Source organism: Cohnella endophytica (assembly GCF_003628305.1).
Lineage (GTDB): Bacteria > Bacillota > Bacilli > Paenibacillales > Paenibacillaceae > Cohnella > Cohnella endophytica.
In genome coordinates this window covers 101,397-118,288 of sequence record NZ_RBZM01000007.1, presented here as the reverse complement: position 1 = coordinate 118,288, position 16,892 = coordinate 101,397, and the positions used below count along the sequence as shown (strand labels likewise).

Sequence of the window (16,892 nt, the reverse complement as noted above, 5' to 3'; positions counted from 1 at the left end):
CTTTCAGGTTCATTCTACGAACGATTGAAGTGAATGTCAAACATTATTTCACCTTATATACAGCAGTTTTAATATTTTTTATCTCGTACACCATTTTTGTAAAGCAGAAAAGGAGGGTTGCCCCTCCTTTAATCGGCAAGCAGTTCGTTTATTTTGTCGCAAAGTTCTTCCTCGCTGATCAGATCCGACCAATATTTCTTCAGCAGCCTCCCCATGACCCGGAAGGCTTCGGCCGAGATATTCAACCGGCTTCGCGAACGGTACGTAGCCAATATTTCGCGATAGAGCGTATAACGCAGCGGACGGTTAATCGGATCCGGTTGTTCCAATCTCGATTCGTTCAGAGATTTGATTGCGGGAATGCTGTTTGACCATTTACGGATCATACCCTGCGCCCTGGGAGAGGACAGATGATCGACCAACAACCGGGCCGCCACGTTTTCTTTGTCCGTTTTGCGCATGGCGGCCCCGATCGTATGCAGCATCGTGCAGGGGTCTTGGATAAAAGGCGCCGGCGAAATGTCGAAATCGAGGTCCGTTTCTTTAAGCTCGTTCAATGCCATGTAACTGGCCAGCATCATCGATACTTTTCCCCCACGGAACTGATCCATCACGTCTTGGCTTTCTTCAACCAGAAAACCGAGGTAATTATCCTGCTCCTTGATGATTCGTTTGCATAATCGAATGCTTTCCAGTATCTTGCTGCCCTTCAGGTCGAACCTGCCGCTTTCATCCAGCCCGAAATCCTCTCCGCTCTGCATGATAAATACGGGCCAACGCAACGCCGATACCATGATGAAATAGAGACCTAGCCGCCCGTCCGCGCGGGATAAAGTTTCCGCGTGCTTCAACGCGTCTTCCCACGTCCAACTTCCATCCGGTTCGGGTACGTTCGCTTCACGGAAGTGAGCCCGGTTATACGCCAGCACGATCGGAGAGAACACGATGGGCTTGGCGTAATGCATCGCCTGATGGCGGAACACTTCGTTCAAGAACGGATAGATCTCCCGATCCTCTTCCAGCGGCTCCAGCATCTCCAGCGCGCCGTTCTCCGCCAGTTCCTGAAAATGAAGGCTGTTCAACGTGAATACATCGATTAAGCCATTTTCCAGATAACTTTCGATCTGTCCCGTGTCATGCGACATCGAGATCGTGACGGTCTTTACTTTAAGATTCGGATGAAGCGCTCTGAAATCATCCAGCAGCTTCGTTAATAGGATGTCCTTTTCAATCGATAAACTGACGCCTAGCGTAACGACCGTGGATTCATGGCCTTTGTCCGTCACTTTGCTTCCGACCCTGTTCACTTTCACGATCAGCCCTTCGGCCACCAATTCGTCAAGCCCTTTCCTGACGGACTTGTTGCTGAGCCCGTATTGCTTGACGAGTTCGGACTCCGACGGGAGAAATTCGCCGGGCTTATACGCGCCGATCAATATCCGCTCCCGCAATTGCTCGATCATATGCTTCAACCGAGAACGGAATTTATTACGACCTGGCTTATGACCGAATTCCATCACTGCCGCTGCCTCCCCAAATTACGTCGGAATTATATTTAACCCGCACTGCTTCAACCTTTCCCCTTAAATTTAAACGAATCCCCCCCTAAAGTAAAGCTATCTGCTGTATAACTGCCTTATTATATCGCTTAAAGATCGATTCTTCATTCAATTAAAGACGACTTAAAGACTTGTCTTAAAAAAGACGGCTTGTTATGCTGAAACCAATTTAGCCGGAAGGGGTTATCAAGCAATGAATACGATCAAGCAATTGGAACAACAGCTAGCGCAGCCATCCGATGCGCTGATTCAGGAAATCGCCCGGTTGGACGGCGATATTATGCTGCTTGGCATCGGCGGCAAGATGGGGCCAAGCTTGGCCCGGCTTGCGATTAACGCGATCAAAGCGGCGGGCGTCGACAAAAAGGTTATCGGCGCATCGCGTTTCTCCGACGTCGAATTGAAACGCGAGCTCGAAGCGGACGGCGTGGAAACTCTCTCCGTGGATTTGTTGAACGAAGCGGAATTACAGCGCCTGCCCGACGTCAAGAACGTGCTGTACATGGCGGGCAACAAGTTCGGCACGTTGGGAAACGAACATTTTACTTGGGCCATGAACGCTTATCTACCGGGTAGAGTCGCCGAGAAGTACAAGGAATCGCGCATCGTCGCCTTCTCGACCGGAAACGTGTATCCCTTCACCCCCGTGAAGCAAGGCGGAGCGATGGAAACTTCGCCGGTTGGACCGGTAGGCGAATACGGCCAATCTTGCTTGGGCCGCGAACGCGTATTCGAACATTTCTCGCACAAATACGATATCCCGATGGCGATCTACCGGTTGAATTATGCGATCGATATGCGTTACGGCGTATTGCTCGAGATCGCCAAATCGGTGCGTGCCGGCAAACCGGTTAATGTGGAGATGGGACATTTCAACTGCATCTGGCAAGGAGATGCCAATGAGATCGCGCTTCGCGCGCTAAGCGTATGCGACACGCCGCCTACGGTCTTGAACGTGACGGGCCCGGAGACGGTCTCCACGCGCTGGGCTGCGACAATGTTCGGCGAACGCTTCGGCGTAACCCCCCAATTTGTCGGCGAAGAATCGGACAACGCTTTGCTGAGCCATTCCGGGAAAGTCATGCAGCTCTTCGGATACCCGCGCGTTTCGCTCGTGCAGATGATCGATTGGATCGCCGCGTGGGTCGAGCAAGACGGCCCTTACTGGAATAAGCCGACCCACTTCCAAGAGCGGGAGGGCAAATATTAATGTCTATCCTGCCCCGCGCCTTGACGCCCGAACAGAAAAAAGCGTTACATGAAGGGCTGGTCATTCCCGCCCACCCTTTGGCACTGAATGCCGACCGCCGTCTGGACGAAAGAAGACAACGCGCGTTAACGCGTTACTACGTGGCTTCCGGAAGCGGCGGCATCGCCGTCGGCGTACATTCGACGCAATTCGAAATCCGGGAACCCGATATCGGGCTGTACGAGCCCGTATTGCGCTTGGCAGCCGAAGAAGTCGACCGAGCTCGCTTGACCCGGCCTTTTTTGAAGATCGCGGGCGTATGCGGACCGACGGAGCAAGCGATTGCCGAGACCGAATTGGCCGCGGGGCTCGGTTACGATGCCGTGCTTCTCAGCATGGGCGGTTTGTCCGATTGGTCGGAAGATAGGCATTTGGAACGCGTTCGCGCAATCGCGAGCCGCGTCCCCGTCATCGGGTTTTATCTGCAGCCTTCCGTAGGCGGACGCGCGTTCAGCTATGCATTCTGGCGCGCTTTCGCCGAAATCCCGGGCGTCGTAGCGATCAAGATCGCTCCGTTTAATCGTTACCAAACGATCGATGTGTTACGTGCGGTATGCAACTCCTCCCGTGCGGACGACATCGCGGTGTATACCGGCAACGACGACAACATCGTCAACGATCTGCTCACCGTGTACCGGTTCCCGGTCGGAGATCGGATCGTGGAAAAACGGATCGTCGGCGGTTTGCTCGGTCATTGGGCGGTTTGGACACAGAAGGCCGTCGAGCTGCTGGATCAGATTAAACAGATTCGCAACGGCGCGCGCATCGAGGCTTCCTGGCTTACCCGCAATATCGAGGTGACGGATTCGAACGCGGCGTTCTTCGACCCTAGCCATCAGTTTCACGGGTGTATTCCCGGCATTCATGAAGTGCTGAGAAGACAAGGGCTCCTGGAGGGCACTTGGTGTCTAAATCCGAACGAGCAGCTTTCCGAAGGCCAATCGGAAGAAATCGACCGCGTTTACGAAGCTTATCCTCATTTGAACGACGATGCTTTCGTAAGGGCAAGCCTGGAGACATGGCTATCCGAGTAAAGCATGGTATTCCTGAAAGGGGAATGCGCATGAGGTTTAAAGACGTATTTTCGATTATGGGGCCGATCATGATCGGCCCGTCCAGTTCCCACACAGCTGGCGCCGTCCGCATCGGGCGCGTTGCGCGCCAAGCATTGGCCGACGATCCTCGTTTGGCGGAAATCGTTTTTTACGGCTCTTTCGCCGAGACTTATGAAGGTCACGGCACGAATCTGGCGCTGCTGGGCGGCCTATTAGGCTTCGATACCGATGACCTTCGGATTAGGGAATCATTTGCGATCGCCGCCCAAGCCGGTTTGGCGTACGCTTTTACGAAAGGCAAAGGAGCCGCCCCTCATCCGAACACGGCAGTCGTGCGGTTGACATCGGCATCCCGCCAAATCGAAATCGTCGGTTGCTCCATCGGCGGCGGAAACATCGAGATCGTGCAGGTGGACGGCTTTCAAGTGAAATTCACCGGGGCTTACCCCGCGCTTTTGATTACCCATCAAGACCGACGCGGCCTGTTGGCACAAATTACGCAGACGCTGTCGCAAGCGGGGAGCAACATCGTTTCGATGCAGGTCGAACGCAAAAGCCGCATGGGAGATGCGATGTCGGTCATCGAGACCGATCATCCCCTGCCGGGAGCCGTCATTGAAGAAGTCTCTCGGATTACGAACGTTCACGTCGTTACAAAAATAGACCTGCTGGCGGAGGTTTCGAAATGAGATTCCACACGCTTGCCGAATTAGCGGCTCTGGCCGAAGCCGAGAAGAAAACGATCGGAATTCTAATGTTGGAAGACCAGGCCGAGGAATCCGAGATGCCGCCGGATGAAGTGTTCGCGAAGATGGCTGAATATTACCAGGTCATGAAAGAGGCGATCCGCAAAGGGTTAACGGAAGATACGAACTCTCGTAGCGGATTTACGGGCTTGGATGCGCAACGGGTCATGAAGCGCCTTTCGGAATCGGAAGCTTGCGCCGGGGAGCCGGCGGATCGGGCGATGGCTTACGCGCTTGCCGTTTCCGAAATCAACGCCTCTATGGGGCGCGTCGTCGCCACGCCGACCGCCGGTTCTTGCGGCATTATTCCGGGCGTATTCGTCAGCAGCCAGGAACGCTTTGGCTGGGAGGATCGCCGCATGGTCTCCGCTCTATTCTGCGCGGGCGCAATCGGGTATGTCATCGCGAATCATTCCTTCATCAGCGGAGCGGAAGGCGGTTGTCAAGCCGAAGTCGGCTCCGCGATCGCCATGGCGGCGGGGGCGATGGTGGAGCTGCGCGGGGGGACGCCCATGCAGGCGGTCCACGCGGTCGGGCTTGCGCTTAAAAACTCGCTCGGATTAATCTGCGATCCGGTCGGCGGCTTGGTGGAAATCCCATGCATCGTCCGCAACGGATTCGGGGCGGTTACCGCATTGGCAGCAGCTGATATGGCGCTTGCCGGCGTACGAAGCGTCATTCCTTCGGACGAGGTAATCGGCGTGCTGCGCGAAGTCGGCGCCCAAATGCCGGAGATCTATCGCGAAACCGCGCAAGGCGGACTCGCTCGAACGCCGACAGGAAAAGCGATCATGAAAGAACTGAAGCAAAATAGGGGGCGTGGGGGTGGTTAACGTAAGCAGCAATTCGCTATTATCGGATGGACTTCATCTTGCGGACCGATTGATCGAATTACGCCGCGATCTGCATTGTTATCCCGAGTTGAGCTTCGAAGAGCAGCGCACCTCGTCGATCGTCGCTTCATATTTGCAATCGCTCGGTTTATCCGTTCGTACGAACGTCGGCGGATACGGCGTCGTGGCCGATCTGCACGGGGAAACATCCGGACCGGTCATCGCGCTGCGTGCCGACATGGACGCCCTTTCGATCGAAGAAGAGACCGATCTGATCTTCAAATCGCGTGTCCCCGGACGGATGCATGCCTGCGGGCATGACGCGCACACGGCCATCTTGCTGGGCGCGGCGGAGTTGTTATGCAATCGAAGAGAGCAGCTTCGGGGAACCGTTCGGCTGCTTTTCCAATCCGCGGAAGAAATCAACGCGGGCGCGAAGGCGATGGTCGAGGAAGGCGTGCTTCATGGCGTGAAGGAGATTTACGGGTTGCACAATCTCCCGACGCTATCGGCAGGGAAGCTTGCGACCCGGTTCGGCCCGATGATGGGCTCCGTAGACCGGCTAGAGATCGTCATTGAAGGCAAAGGCGGCCATGGCGCCATCCCCGATCAAGCGATCGACCCCATCGTCGCGGCTTCGGCCGTCGTGCTTGGCTTGCAAACGGCGGTCAGCCGGGAAATTTCCCCATTCGAACCCGCCGTCGTGACGATCGGAAGCTTTCAAGGCGGGGAAATGAACAACGTCATTCCGCAACGGGTCCGATTGACGGGCACGGTACGAACCTTCTCCCCTGAAGTACAGAGAACGATAGCCGACAAAATCGAACGTCTCGTACGGCTTATTGCCGAAGGCTACCGTTGTACGGCTAACGTCGCCTACATCGCGCAGGTCCCCGTTCTCATGAACGACGAACAATGCCTGCAGGCGGCGAATCAGTCGATCGCATCGTTAATCGGGTCGGATAACCTCGTCGAAGCTGCTCCTACGCTGGCGGGGGAAGATTTCTCCGTCTATCTGGAGCGGATTCCGGGCAGCTTTATTTGGCTCGGGTCCGGACCGAAGGAACGATCGGCAGCGGCATACGGCCTGCATCACCCGAAATTCGAGATCGATGAATCGTGCATCCCGCTCGGCGCTTCGGTGCTCGCTTCGATTGCCATGGATCGGTTGTCCTCGTTATACTGAAAGCATGGAGATGATCACATGGTGCGTTCCATCGAAACGACGACCATAAGGATCGGTGTCGTCGCCCCGGTTCCTTACCTACCCAAGATAAAGTCGCTCATGAAACGTTTCCCGACGTTTGCTCCGCAATGGTGCGGCTACGAACATTTGTCCGAGATCTCGACGCGGGTAAAGCAACTGATGCCCGAAGTCGAAGTGCTTTTCTTTACCGGTCTGATCCCCTACCGGATCGCGCGGGAATCCGTACCCTTTACGATTCCGGCTCATTACGTTCCCTTGACCGGGGCCGGCTTATACCGGTCCCTTCTGCAATTGCGGTTAAAAATGGAACTTCAATCGATTTCTATCGATACGCTATCCCTTGAATCGACTGAACATCCGCTGCGGGATCTGGGCGAGCCGATCATTCGCTTCATCGCGCCCGACGAGACGATGCCCTCGGAGCCCGATTCGTTATTCCGATTCCATCTGGCGCAATACCGCAGCGGGAAAAGCCAAGCGGCAATCACGGCCGTGCATGACGTGTCGGAAAGGCTTCAATCGGAAGGGGTGCCCGCCGCCTGGCTGTTCCCCGTCGATCAGGATGTGATCGTGTCTCTGGAACGCGCTTTACTATCCACGGAATCGAGAAGAAGCAAAGAGGCGCAAATCGTGCTCGGATTCATACGGGTAGACGAATTTAACCATCAAATCTCGCGTCTGGGTTCGGAGCATGAAGTTCAAAAGAGGCGAATCGAAATTTCGATGCTCCTGCTGGATTATGTGGAGACGTTAAACGGGCACTTAACTCACTTCGGCGGCGATGAATATTTATTCGTGACGACGCGAGGCAGCTTCGAACGGGAAACCGGAGGCTACAAAACAATGCCTCTGGCGGCCGACGTGCAGAAGCGCTTCGGGTTGACCTTGAGCATCGGCATCGGATTCGGACAATCGGCCGGCGAAGCCGGTTCTCATGCGCGCTTGGCGCTGCGGCAAGCGCGGGGGGCAGGAGGGAACCTCTGCTATATCGTCCGGGAAGACGGCGGCGTGATCGGCCCCTTGGAAATGACGCGCCCCAAGCCATTCGATTTATCGTTGTTCGATCCTTCGATGCTGGAGCGGCTCGAGCGAGGCGGTATGTCGACAGCTTACTTAATGCGTTTGATCGCGCATGCGGCCCACAAAGGACAGGTACAGTTTTTTGCAAACGAATTGGCCTCGATCCTCGGCGTTACCATCCGTAGCGTCCATCGTTGCTTATCCTTATGGCTGGAACAAGGACTGATCGAAATATCCGGCGAAGACCGAAGCGGCGGCAAAGGTAGACCCAAGCAACAGTATCGCTTTCCTTTTTTGGCCGATCGCCTCTATTTCCGCGACGAGTGAAATAACCCCGCGCGTTATCAACGATGCAAAGTTATGCTTTCATTCATAAGATGGGCTAACCTATGTCTTTTGTTTAAAGATGAAAATTTTTATTACAATACAAACGAGGGCCAATACAATAAACAGCAAGCCGCTCCATAGGGTCCCTTTCATGCCTAATAAATCAATAAACAACCCTCCTGCCGCCGAACCGATGAAAACGCCAAGATTGATGAAAGAAATATACAAGCCTGTAGCAAATTCAGGCGCTTCCGGAGCCTCGGATGTTATCCATATCTGCGTTATAATGAGTCCGCTGGTGTGGACCGCTCCCCACAAGATCATGATTAAAATAATAGGCGCTATGGACATTTCCCCCAAGTAAAGGAAAAAGTAAGAGGTCGCTAAGACAATCGGTTGGAACACAGTCGTTCTAACCCTATTGATTCCAATCAGTCTCCCCGCAAGCAAGTTGCCGGCCACCCCCCCGACACCGAATAGGACAAGCATGACACTAACGGCCTTACCGCTCATACCCATCACTTGTTCCAAATATTCGGCAGAATAACTATAGACTGAAAACATTGCCGCAAATATAAAGGTTGCGGCGCCAATATTGATCCAAAGGGGGGCTTTACGCAATATACCAAGCTGCTTCCCGTTAGACCCTTTGCTCGCTTTCGGCGGTTTCGGAAGCACGATGGCGATCCCGACTCCAGCAGCGATGTTGACAAGGGTACAGAATATAAAAGCGGCCTCGAATGAGAATTGATGCTGGATATAGGCCGTTACCGGAATTCCAAGCACCATACCCATACTAGTCCCAACAAATGCTTTGGCAGATGCTTGTGTCGCTTTTTCCTTAGAATACAGTGAAATAGCCGTCACAAAAGCCAAGGAAAAATAGACGGGATGGAATAAAGCCGGGATCATCCGAAGTATCAGCAAAACATAAAAATTCGGAGCGTAAGCTGATAATAAACTGCTTCCAGCAAAAATGAATAAACACGCTATTAACACCTTTTTACGGTTAACTTTGGAAAGCAGCAATACCATAAAGGGACCAAAAAACGCAATGACAATGGCAAATACGCCAACGAGCATTCCGGCCTGAGATGTACTGATGGTATAACGTTCAATTATCGCCGGCAGTATCCCGACAACGCCGAACTCGATTGTGTATACGCCAAATAAACCCAGAGCAATGAAAAATACAGGGTTAATGGCCCTTTTAACAAAACTGAATCGAACCAACCTTTCCACTCCTTTGTATCTATTTTGTCAAGTCAAGAGCCTGGTCCGGATCATACCGCACCAGGCTCTTATGTTCGTACTTATGGCTTAATTCCTTCATATACAGCTTTGCAGAGATCAACGGTAAACTGGCCCGACATGCCTTCCAGCGCGGTATTGGTAAATGCCACAACGCTGAGCTTCCTCTCAGGATCAACGAACCATGAATGGCCATAGGTGCCGCCCATACGCCAGGTGCCCGGTGATTCCGGCGTGCCTGCAGCTGCAGGATCCTTAAGCAGCGTAAATCCCAAACCGAATCCTCTGCCCGGCCAATAAGCCATCGGCAGATCGCCGATCTGGTTGGTCGTCATTTCGCGAACCAGACTCTCCGGCAGCAGGGGCGATCCTCCCTTGCGCAATGTTTCCAGCAGCTGCACAAAGTCGCCTGCGCTCCTGACCATTCCCGCTCCGCCAGAAGGAAAGGCCGTTTCATCAAGCGCCCGGCCGGGGGCAAGTCGGAAGCCCGCCGTACCTTCTAAGAACGCCAAGCTGTCGGGGTCATGTATAGGCCGCGGTACTGGAACATCATTGGCGTAAACCGTAGTCAGTCGCTCTGGGTCAACGGCAGTAAACCCGGTGTCAATCATGCCTAGCGGTTTCAGGACCAATGAATGTATGGCTTCTTGAAGCGGCATTTCAGTAACTTTGGCGATTACGGCGCCCAGCACATCTGTCGCGATTGAATATTTCCACTGAGTGCCTGGCGTGTAAAGGAGGGGAACAGAGGCAATACGGTACAGGTTCTCCTCCAATGAGATACCGGTCTGATCCATCCCATCCGATACCTCTGCTCTGTGATAAGAACCGTTCTCTTCCTGAAAGAAGCGGTAGGTTAACCCCGCCGTGTGCGTTATTAAATGCCGAATCGTGGGCTGCGCGATATCGCCGTTGGGCAAACGAGGCTGGAAGTATGGAAGCCATCGATCAACACGATCATCCAGTTGGAGCCTGCCTTGCGACACGAGTACCACGGCCGCCGTTGAAACGATTGGTTTCGATACGGAGGCAAGCCTAAACAAGGCGTTTTCTTGCATCGGTATGTTTCTCTCACGGTCGGCAAAACCAGCAACACGGTTATAAGTCAGAACTCCGTCTACCGTCACTTTAACAACAGCGCCAACTAGCCGGTTATCGGCAAGAGTACGCTCGATGACTTCATCCATGCTTGTACCTAAATTGTTACTCAACTTTCTTCATCCTTTCTCAATAGTTAAAGTCATGATTACTTTACTAATGTGAGTATATTATAATAATTAAGTCGCATGGTTTACATAAGGCATTCAAGTTAGTTCTATCCTAGAACAAAGGAAAACAAGTTAGTTGCTAAGATAATCCTTAAAAATAAAGGAGCCGGATTCGATGGACCATATTGATAAGCAAATCCTATACTATATTCAAAATCAGGCGAGAATTTCAATGACGGAATTAGGCAAGTGTGTCGGGTTATCGCAACCCGCAGTAACGGAGAGAGTAAGGCGATTAGAGGAAAAAGGAATCATTGAGGAGTACCGCACCATGATTTCCCCTGAAAAAATCGGGAAACAAGCAGCGGCCTATATCTTGTTTCGTACAAGGGATTGTCATGCATTCCTTGATTTTTGCCGCTCCTCTCCCGATGTCATCGAATGCTACCGCATAAGCGGAGAACACAACTACTTATTAAAAGTAATGACCGACTCCACACGTTCTCTCGAAGAGTTCGGGAATCAATGCGATAAATATGGAACCTACACGATTCTCATCGTGATGTCGTCGCCAATCGATCCTAAATTTCTCATTCCTTCACTGGAAGAAGCTGGCGTGCAGACTGAGTTAGCTTAAAGTTAATCGGCATTAAGAAAAACCGTCAGGGGAGTTTCACCCTGACGGTCCTTTCTACGAGTAGGATCACATTCTTCACAGCTATACTGAGGAGCCGCGTCGACTAGAACGATGGCCAAGCAAACCCCCTTCGGCGTACCCAGACGCCATAGTCGCTTTGCGGAGGAACGAACGACCTCGCTAGACACTTTGTATGAAAATTCGTACGCTATTTATGATACGGTTCACCATATCACTCTAACGGCGAATCATGAAGGCCGCGACGTGATCAGACACCTAATTCTTGCAGGTGTCTGATTTTCGTTGTAGGGGCTCAGCGCGGCGAACCGTTCATTGGTATCGGGCTAACATCTCGGAGAGCCTCCGCCGGATCGAATCCTTCAATTCCGCAGGCTCCTTCAGCTCCGCTTCGTTTCCTAGTCCGATGAAGAACTCCGTGTAAAAAGGGATATCGCCCCGCGACACGTCATTATCGATCGCGCCGCTTCCGTCTTCGCGCACGTCCAGCAGGGGGGCCAGCCACAATTCGGATTCGCAACGTTGGACGCCGGCACGACTGAGCTCCGCCCGAAGGCGTATAGGCTCCCTAGGCTCAGCGGACGCACGCCGGCTAAGACTTACGTCGCCTAGATCGAGCGGCTCCGTGCCGGATGCGTCATATGCCGCCTCGCGAATCCGGTCGCACCTGAACACGCGGAGACCCTGGCGCAGGAAGCAGTAGGCCGTACAATACCAAAAGCCGTTGCTCGCGTAAATGCAAACCGGCTGAATCCGGCGGCTGCCCGCCTCCTCTCCCTTCGACTCATATTCGACGACGAGCACCTTCCGATGTACGGCAGCGTCAAGAAGAATGGTCAAGCAAGGGGCATCGCCCCGCCTTGTCGGGGTAATGAAGTCGACCCGGTTCTTCATGCCGTCGATCCGGTCCCGGACGTCTCCGGGCATATGAAGGTAGAACTTGCTCAGCGCCGAAGCGGATTCCGCTTCGAACGGCAACGAGGAGTAATGGCGCAGGGCATGCACCGCAAAGAACATCGCCACCGCTTCTTCCTCCGTAAATGCGATCGGAGGCAACACCCGCTCCCTAATGACCTGATACCCGCCATGCGGACCAACTTCCGAGTAGAGCGGCACCCCCAGCTCGCTAAGCTCCTGTAAATCCCTTAGAATCGTACGCTTGGAAACGCCGAATTCGTCGGCAAGCTCCTGAACCTTGAACCGCCGCTTCCGGTTTACGGTCATCATTAGTTCCATCAATCTTTTGGATTTGGGCATTCCGACTACCTTCTTTATCCGATGTATTAATGACATGTTCTGTCACTATTATGATTTACGATAATGACAGCAAGCGACACTAACCAATAGGAGTGATCGACCGTGAGTAAGTATACCGTACTCTTCTTCCTCATCATGTTCATGATCGGAACCGATACGTTCATTATCTCTCCCTTGCTCCCGACGCTGCAAGAGCAATTCGGCGTGTCGACGGGGGTCGCCGGATGGATGCTTGGCGCCTACACGCTCAGCTCGGCCGTCTTCGCCTTAATCGCCGGGCCTCTGTCCGACGGCTGGAACCGGAGAACCGTTCTGCTATGCGGCTTACTCGGATTCTCCCTCTCGACGGCTCTATGCGGATTTGCGGATAGCTTCTGGACGATGTGCCTGTTCCGTTTCCTTGCCGGCATTAGCGCGGCGTTCACCGCTCCGCAGGTGTGGGCTTCCATCCCCGCCGTCGTAGCTCCAGCCAAAATAACGAAGACAATGGGCATCGCCTTCTCGGGACTCGCCGCATCCCAAGCGCTTGGCGTGCCGATCGGAAGCTGGCTTGCAGCCTCGAACTGGTCCGTTCCGTTCTGGACGATCGGAATCGCTTCGTTGCTGCTCGTCGTCTTCGCCTACTTCTTGCTGCCCGACATGAAGCCAAACGCAAACAAGGGCGAGCAGGCGTCGATCCTTAGTCGATATGTCCCGCTGATCACGAGCAGCAAAGCGAGGAGCGGCTTCCTCGCCTACCTGCTCCTTCACTTGGCCGTTGGTACCTCGTTCGCCTTCTTAGGCAAGTGGATGGCCGATCGCTTCGTGCTTCCCGTCGGGCAAATCGGCACAGTGATGATCTTCCTCGGCTTCGGCAATCTGTTCGGAAGCATGATTAGCTCGTATTTCTCTCGAAAACTAGGCAATGCGCACACGATTGCAACAGGTATGGTGCTGCTCGTAGCGTTGTACGCGGTCGTGCCCCAACTTACGAGCGTTACCGGCGTGAGAATCGTCTATCTAATCATTTTCACGACGCTCGGGATCGTCTTCCCGATCGTTATGGGCGCGCTCACCTCGCTTAACGCTTCCATCCGGGGAACGATCTCCAGTCTGGCCAACTCGACGATGAACGGCGCGAACACGCTCGGCGCGTGGGTTGCCGGCTTGCTCTATGTCCAGTTCGGCGGCTATTCGTCGATCGGTATCTTCTCCGCGGTCTGCATGGCACTCTCGCTCGGAACGTTCATGTTGGGCGGCGTCTTCGGGAGAAAAGAGGTTCGTTCAGGCACGGAATCGACTTCTGCTACTTAAGCGAAAGCAAGGGGCCGGCGTTGACTCCGTGTTGACTTCGGGGCATTAAAAAATACATCGCCTGGGAATACAAGTCCCATGGCGATGTATTTTTTGAGTCAGTACTGCTATCCGTCCTTAGCCATATCGACGAATATATGGCAAATGAATATTACCCGATTTTTTCGCTGTCACTTATGATACGGTTCAGTTTAACGGGTCTATCGGCGAAAATGCTAAAGGAGCTGTCACGGCGCGACAGCTCCTACAATTCTAAACCAATAAAGCGCGAGTTCTATTTGCCCACGTCGTTTTCATTTACTGTCTGAATCATTTGAGTACACATCCAACAAAGTAAAAACCAGGTTTTCAGCACTCGTAGCTAGGTTCATTCTGACTTTAACTTCAATAAGAGCCTCTACATTCATTGGAATATGAAAAACATGTCCTTTTTGAACAAAGTGTTGAATATCTTCTGATAATCCACCAGAATATTCATTACCATCTTCACCCTCAATGAAAAAAGTGTTTCTTTTTAAATTTACAGCGTATAATGTGCCTTTTACCGTTACTTGGTATACTGTTTCTTCAGTTTGCTTTGTAACTTCATAAGCTAAATCTACCTGCTGTTTTGTTAAACTAACTGAAAGTGTATCTTGGTTTGGCGCTGCCCATTCAGCCTTTAGTGATGAACCCGTTCTTTTTACTGTATGCAACAACTTTTGATACCATAGAACAGCCCTTGGATTAATTGACTTAAGCTTGATCTGAAGCCGATCTGTGTCAGAGCTATCTTGTAATAATTCTGCAAATCCTCTAAGAGCCTTTGATGCTGGTGTTACACGAAAAATATCTGCCGACCGTTTAGATTTTATTCTAATACCAAAGGATGATTGGAATAAAGTTGAGACATTAACAATATTGTCCTCTACTACAGAAATAGGTGGCTTCTTACTACTCGACCAACGTTCATCTAATGAAAATACCGTATACTGTATGTTTATTAATGTTTCTCCAAAAAGCGCACTTTCCATTTCATACGGATCGTCAGACATATCTAAAGCAATGTCAAAAACATCTCGCGCACTTTCTCTGGCCTCATCCACTGCATTAGTTTTTTTCTGTGGAAGATCTGAGTAATACTGTATGGTTGAATCTTTCTGACCTAATATGTATGAGTTTTCCTGTGGCAAGAATCCCGGTGGAATTTCCGATGTTTTCATCGTCGCTATCGTCGCTTCATATCCACCGACTAATGGTAGGAAAGCCTGAAATACTATGTCACCCTCAGCATTCAACAAAGCTTCTCTAATAGAAATAAGCCCGTTTTTGATCTCTTGAATTCGTATGTTTGTTACTGGAACAAACAGCCAATGATCTGACTCTTCTAATTCATCCACCAAAAAAGCAAGATACTTTGTGACACTATTGGAACAAGTAAAAATTCTAGGTCCATCAAAGGAAACAAGAACATCAATAATGTTCAAGCTTCCCAATGGTGTATGAATTATTCCAGCCATTTAGATATCCACTCCAATCTGGAGCACATTATTAAAAAAAGTATGTGGCTGGATACCATCATATGTCCACCAATTAATGTGGGAGTCCCCAACGTTTTTACTCTTATCGAATGAAACCCTACCACTATCTTTTGTTATGATACCAACTGCCACTTTATCTTTCTTTGATAGACCCATCGATGAAAAGAATCTATATGCCATTGGAATATCGTCTTTTGAGCCCAGAACCGATAACGCCAAGGCCTCACAGTCGCCCTCCAAGTAACTTCGTTTACGTATACCAGAAGGGATGAATTCTTTCGCCTTAATCGTATTGGATTCAACAAGTCGATAAACCGGTTCCACATCGACTTCTTTAGAGTCAGTTGGGCAATTGGAAGGGAAAAATCCCGGAAATGTTCTATTAATAATAGTAGACATAAATTACACCTCATAACCAACAAAAGCCAATTATATTTAATATAATTCAGTCCAGAATGTAACACAATATTATATACTAATATATTCTTTTTCTTGAAGATGATTCAACGTTAGAAAAGAACCTTATTCTCAGGGAAAGCCCCGCATACGATATCAGGCTTGTTATTTATCTGAACAATCACGGTCTTTCAGAAGAAAACACCAGCGACATGTGCTCGCTGGTGTTTTCATTAGTTGGGACTGAATTACTTAGGGTCTATTGCCTTAAAAATATCTCTGCTAATCTTCGTAATCATATTCACTTCATCTATACTCCTGCTATTTATCATGGCCATATGTTCATCAATTGCTTTCCTCTTATGTTTATCCTCGCTCTTTTCAGGTTCATATAGAAAGAGCTCTCTAGCTGGCACCTGCAAGGCCGCAACCAAATATTTTGTTCCCCTCGTTCTACTCCACCTATACAACTGTAATGAAACATTTTCGATATAAGGAGGATACACAATCTTGGAACAAGAGAAGACACTACTCGACGAACTAACGAAGGAACGCGAAGGCTACGTCATGAGGAATCCCGAAAACGGAATTGAAATAAAGTGCACTGAAGAATACGTGAAAGTCTGGGAAAAACGGGGATTCATGATCGTCGGAAGAGGCATGTTTCGGCTGATAGAGGAAGAAAAGGATGCGGAACGTGTATGACTGACAACCCTAACCTCACGTTTGCGGACGAAGCGGTTCACCTAATCGAAGTCGTATCGGACAGACAAACCTCAAGCACACAAGCGACCAAGACTCTCATTATCGAGAAAAACAGTAAGAAATATATTGCATTTTCAAAAATGGTGGAGAGAATCCGAAAACAAACCGTGGCGGGAAGGTAGAGGGTTTCATTTTGAACAGTCGGACGCTATGGTGGCTATCAATGGCTTGGAAAAGGCGCTGTATGAGTTCTGCATATGAGCGGGTGAGGACGAACAACTATCGCCAGCTTAATAGCAAAAGGCACTTTGAATCGCTTTCTACTCTTTGCCCTACTTGGAACTTCCTTGTTACTGTCATCTTGCTCAGCTTTAACCGGTGGAGACAAGCCAATAGGCAACGTCCAATTGGACGGTTACACCGGATATTTTAAGTCAGGCGTGACGGAAGGCGAAATCAAGAAGATTATTATGTACTTGCGCAGCCCCTTCCGCTGATCTAACAATGGAAGGGGTGCAGTTCATTTGCTGGAAAGTCCCTAAGCTATCGCAAAACCTTGTAATCACATTATGAAAATAAAATATTCATTATACGTCCAACTGTAATTGGTA

The 16,892-nt window shown here is 51.0% G+C and carries 15 protein-coding genes; 9 read left to right on the top strand and 6 right to left on the bottom strand.

Going from position 1 to position 16,892, the window contains the following annotated elements:
- Positions 1-128: 128 nt before the first annotated feature.
- The gene (locus D7Z26_RS16515) at positions 129-1,517 is read right to left on the bottom strand and encodes an extracellular solute-binding protein (protein WP_120978096.1); all 1,389 of its coding nucleotides are present in this window, start codon (positions 1,515-1,517) and stop codon (positions 129-131) included.
- 235 nt (positions 1,518-1,752) lie between these two features.
- On the opposite strand from D7Z26_RS16515, the gene D7Z26_RS16510 reads away from it, so the two are divergent.
- The 6 genes from D7Z26_RS16510 to D7Z26_RS16485 are packed head-to-tail and all read left to right on the top strand — an operon-like array spanning position 1,753 to position 7,996.
- Positions 1,753-2,769 (top strand): NAD-dependent epimerase/dehydratase family protein, encoded by a 1,017-nt coding sequence (locus D7Z26_RS16510; protein ID WP_120978095.1) that lies wholly within the window; start codon positions 1,753-1,755, stop codon positions 2,767-2,769.
- Positions 2,769-3,842 carry a dihydrodipicolinate synthase family protein gene (locus D7Z26_RS16505; protein WP_120978094.1) on the top strand — a complete coding sequence of 358 codons (1,074 nt, stop codon included), beginning with the start codon at positions 2,769-2,771 and terminating at the stop codon, positions 3,840-3,842. Before D7Z26_RS16510 ends, D7Z26_RS16505 begins: the two co-directional genes overlap by 1 nt.
- A 29-nt stretch (positions 3,843-3,871) precedes the next feature.
- Positions 3,872-4,552, top strand: a complete 681-nt coding sequence (gene sdaAB / locus D7Z26_RS16500; protein WP_120978093.1) for an L-serine ammonia-lyase, iron-sulfur-dependent subunit beta — start codon at positions 3,872-3,874, stop codon at positions 4,550-4,552.
- Positions 4,549-5,442, top strand: a complete 894-nt coding sequence (gene sdaAA, locus D7Z26_RS16495) for an L-serine ammonia-lyase, iron-sulfur-dependent, subunit alpha (protein WP_120978092.1) — start codon at positions 4,549-4,551, stop codon at positions 5,440-5,442. The genes sdaAB and sdaAA overlap by 4 nt, the downstream gene beginning before the upstream one ends.
- Positions 5,435-6,628: a M20 metallopeptidase family protein gene (locus D7Z26_RS16490; protein ID WP_120978091.1), complete on the top strand. Its 1,194-nt coding sequence runs from the start codon at positions 5,435-5,437 to the stop codon at positions 6,626-6,628. The genes sdaAA and D7Z26_RS16490 overlap by 8 nt, the downstream gene beginning before the upstream one ends.
- A gap of 18 nt (positions 6,629-6,646) precedes the next feature.
- Positions 6,647-7,996, top strand: coding sequence for a GTP cyclohydrolase IIa (locus D7Z26_RS16485; protein ID WP_120978090.1), 1,350 nt, complete (start codon positions 6,647-6,649; stop codon positions 7,994-7,996).
- Positions 7,997-8,056: 60 nt separating this feature from the next.
- Here D7Z26_RS16485 and D7Z26_RS16480 read toward each other — a convergent pair whose 3' ends face one another.
- Positions 8,057-9,229 (bottom strand): MFS transporter, encoded by a 1,173-nt coding sequence (locus tag D7Z26_RS16480; RefSeq protein ID WP_233566983.1) that lies wholly within the window; start codon positions 9,227-9,229, stop codon positions 8,057-8,059.
- 80 nt (positions 9,230-9,309) lie between these two features.
- Positions 9,310-10,434, bottom strand: coding sequence for a serine hydrolase domain-containing protein (locus D7Z26_RS16475; protein ID WP_120978438.1), 1,125 nt, complete (start codon positions 10,432-10,434; stop codon positions 9,310-9,312).
- Between the two features lie 196 nt (positions 10,435-10,630).
- Between D7Z26_RS16475 and D7Z26_RS16470 the strand changes: the two genes are divergently transcribed.
- Positions 10,631-11,092 carry an Lrp/AsnC family transcriptional regulator gene (locus D7Z26_RS16470; protein ID WP_120978089.1) on the top strand — a complete coding sequence of 154 codons (462 nt, stop codon included), beginning with the start codon at positions 10,631-10,633 and terminating at the stop codon, positions 11,090-11,092.
- A 330-nt stretch (positions 11,093-11,422) separates the two neighbouring features.
- Here D7Z26_RS16470 and D7Z26_RS16465 read toward each other — a convergent pair whose 3' ends face one another.
- Complete coding sequence (locus D7Z26_RS16465; RefSeq protein ID WP_120978088.1) at positions 11,423-12,367, bottom strand: helix-turn-helix transcriptional regulator; 945 nt, start codon at positions 12,365-12,367, stop codon at positions 11,423-11,425.
- 102 nt (positions 12,368-12,469) lie between these two features.
- Between D7Z26_RS16465 and D7Z26_RS16460 the strand changes: the two genes are divergently transcribed.
- A complete protein-coding gene (locus D7Z26_RS16460; RefSeq protein ID WP_120978087.1) occupies positions 12,470-13,660 on the top strand; it encodes an MFS transporter in 1,191 nt (396 codons plus the stop codon).
- 293 nt (positions 13,661-13,953) lie between these two features.
- Here the strand turns inward: D7Z26_RS16460 and D7Z26_RS16455 are convergent, their stop codons facing one another.
- Positions 13,954-15,159: a DUF6575 domain-containing protein gene (locus D7Z26_RS16455; RefSeq protein ID WP_120978086.1), complete on the bottom strand. Its 1,206-nt coding sequence runs from the start codon at positions 15,157-15,159 to the stop codon at positions 13,954-13,956.
- Positions 15,160-15,579 carry a hypothetical protein gene (locus D7Z26_RS16450; RefSeq protein WP_120978085.1) on the bottom strand — a complete coding sequence of 140 codons (420 nt, stop codon included), beginning with the start codon at positions 15,577-15,579 and terminating at the stop codon, positions 15,160-15,162.
- Positions 15,580-16,086: 507 nt separating this feature from the next.
- On the opposite strand from D7Z26_RS16450, the gene D7Z26_RS16440 reads away from it, so the two are divergent.
- On the top strand, positions 16,087-16,281 hold the full coding sequence (locus D7Z26_RS16440; protein WP_120978083.1) for a hypothetical protein: 195 nt from the start codon (positions 16,087-16,089) through the stop codon (positions 16,279-16,281).
- Positions 16,282-16,892: the final 611 nt, after the last annotated feature.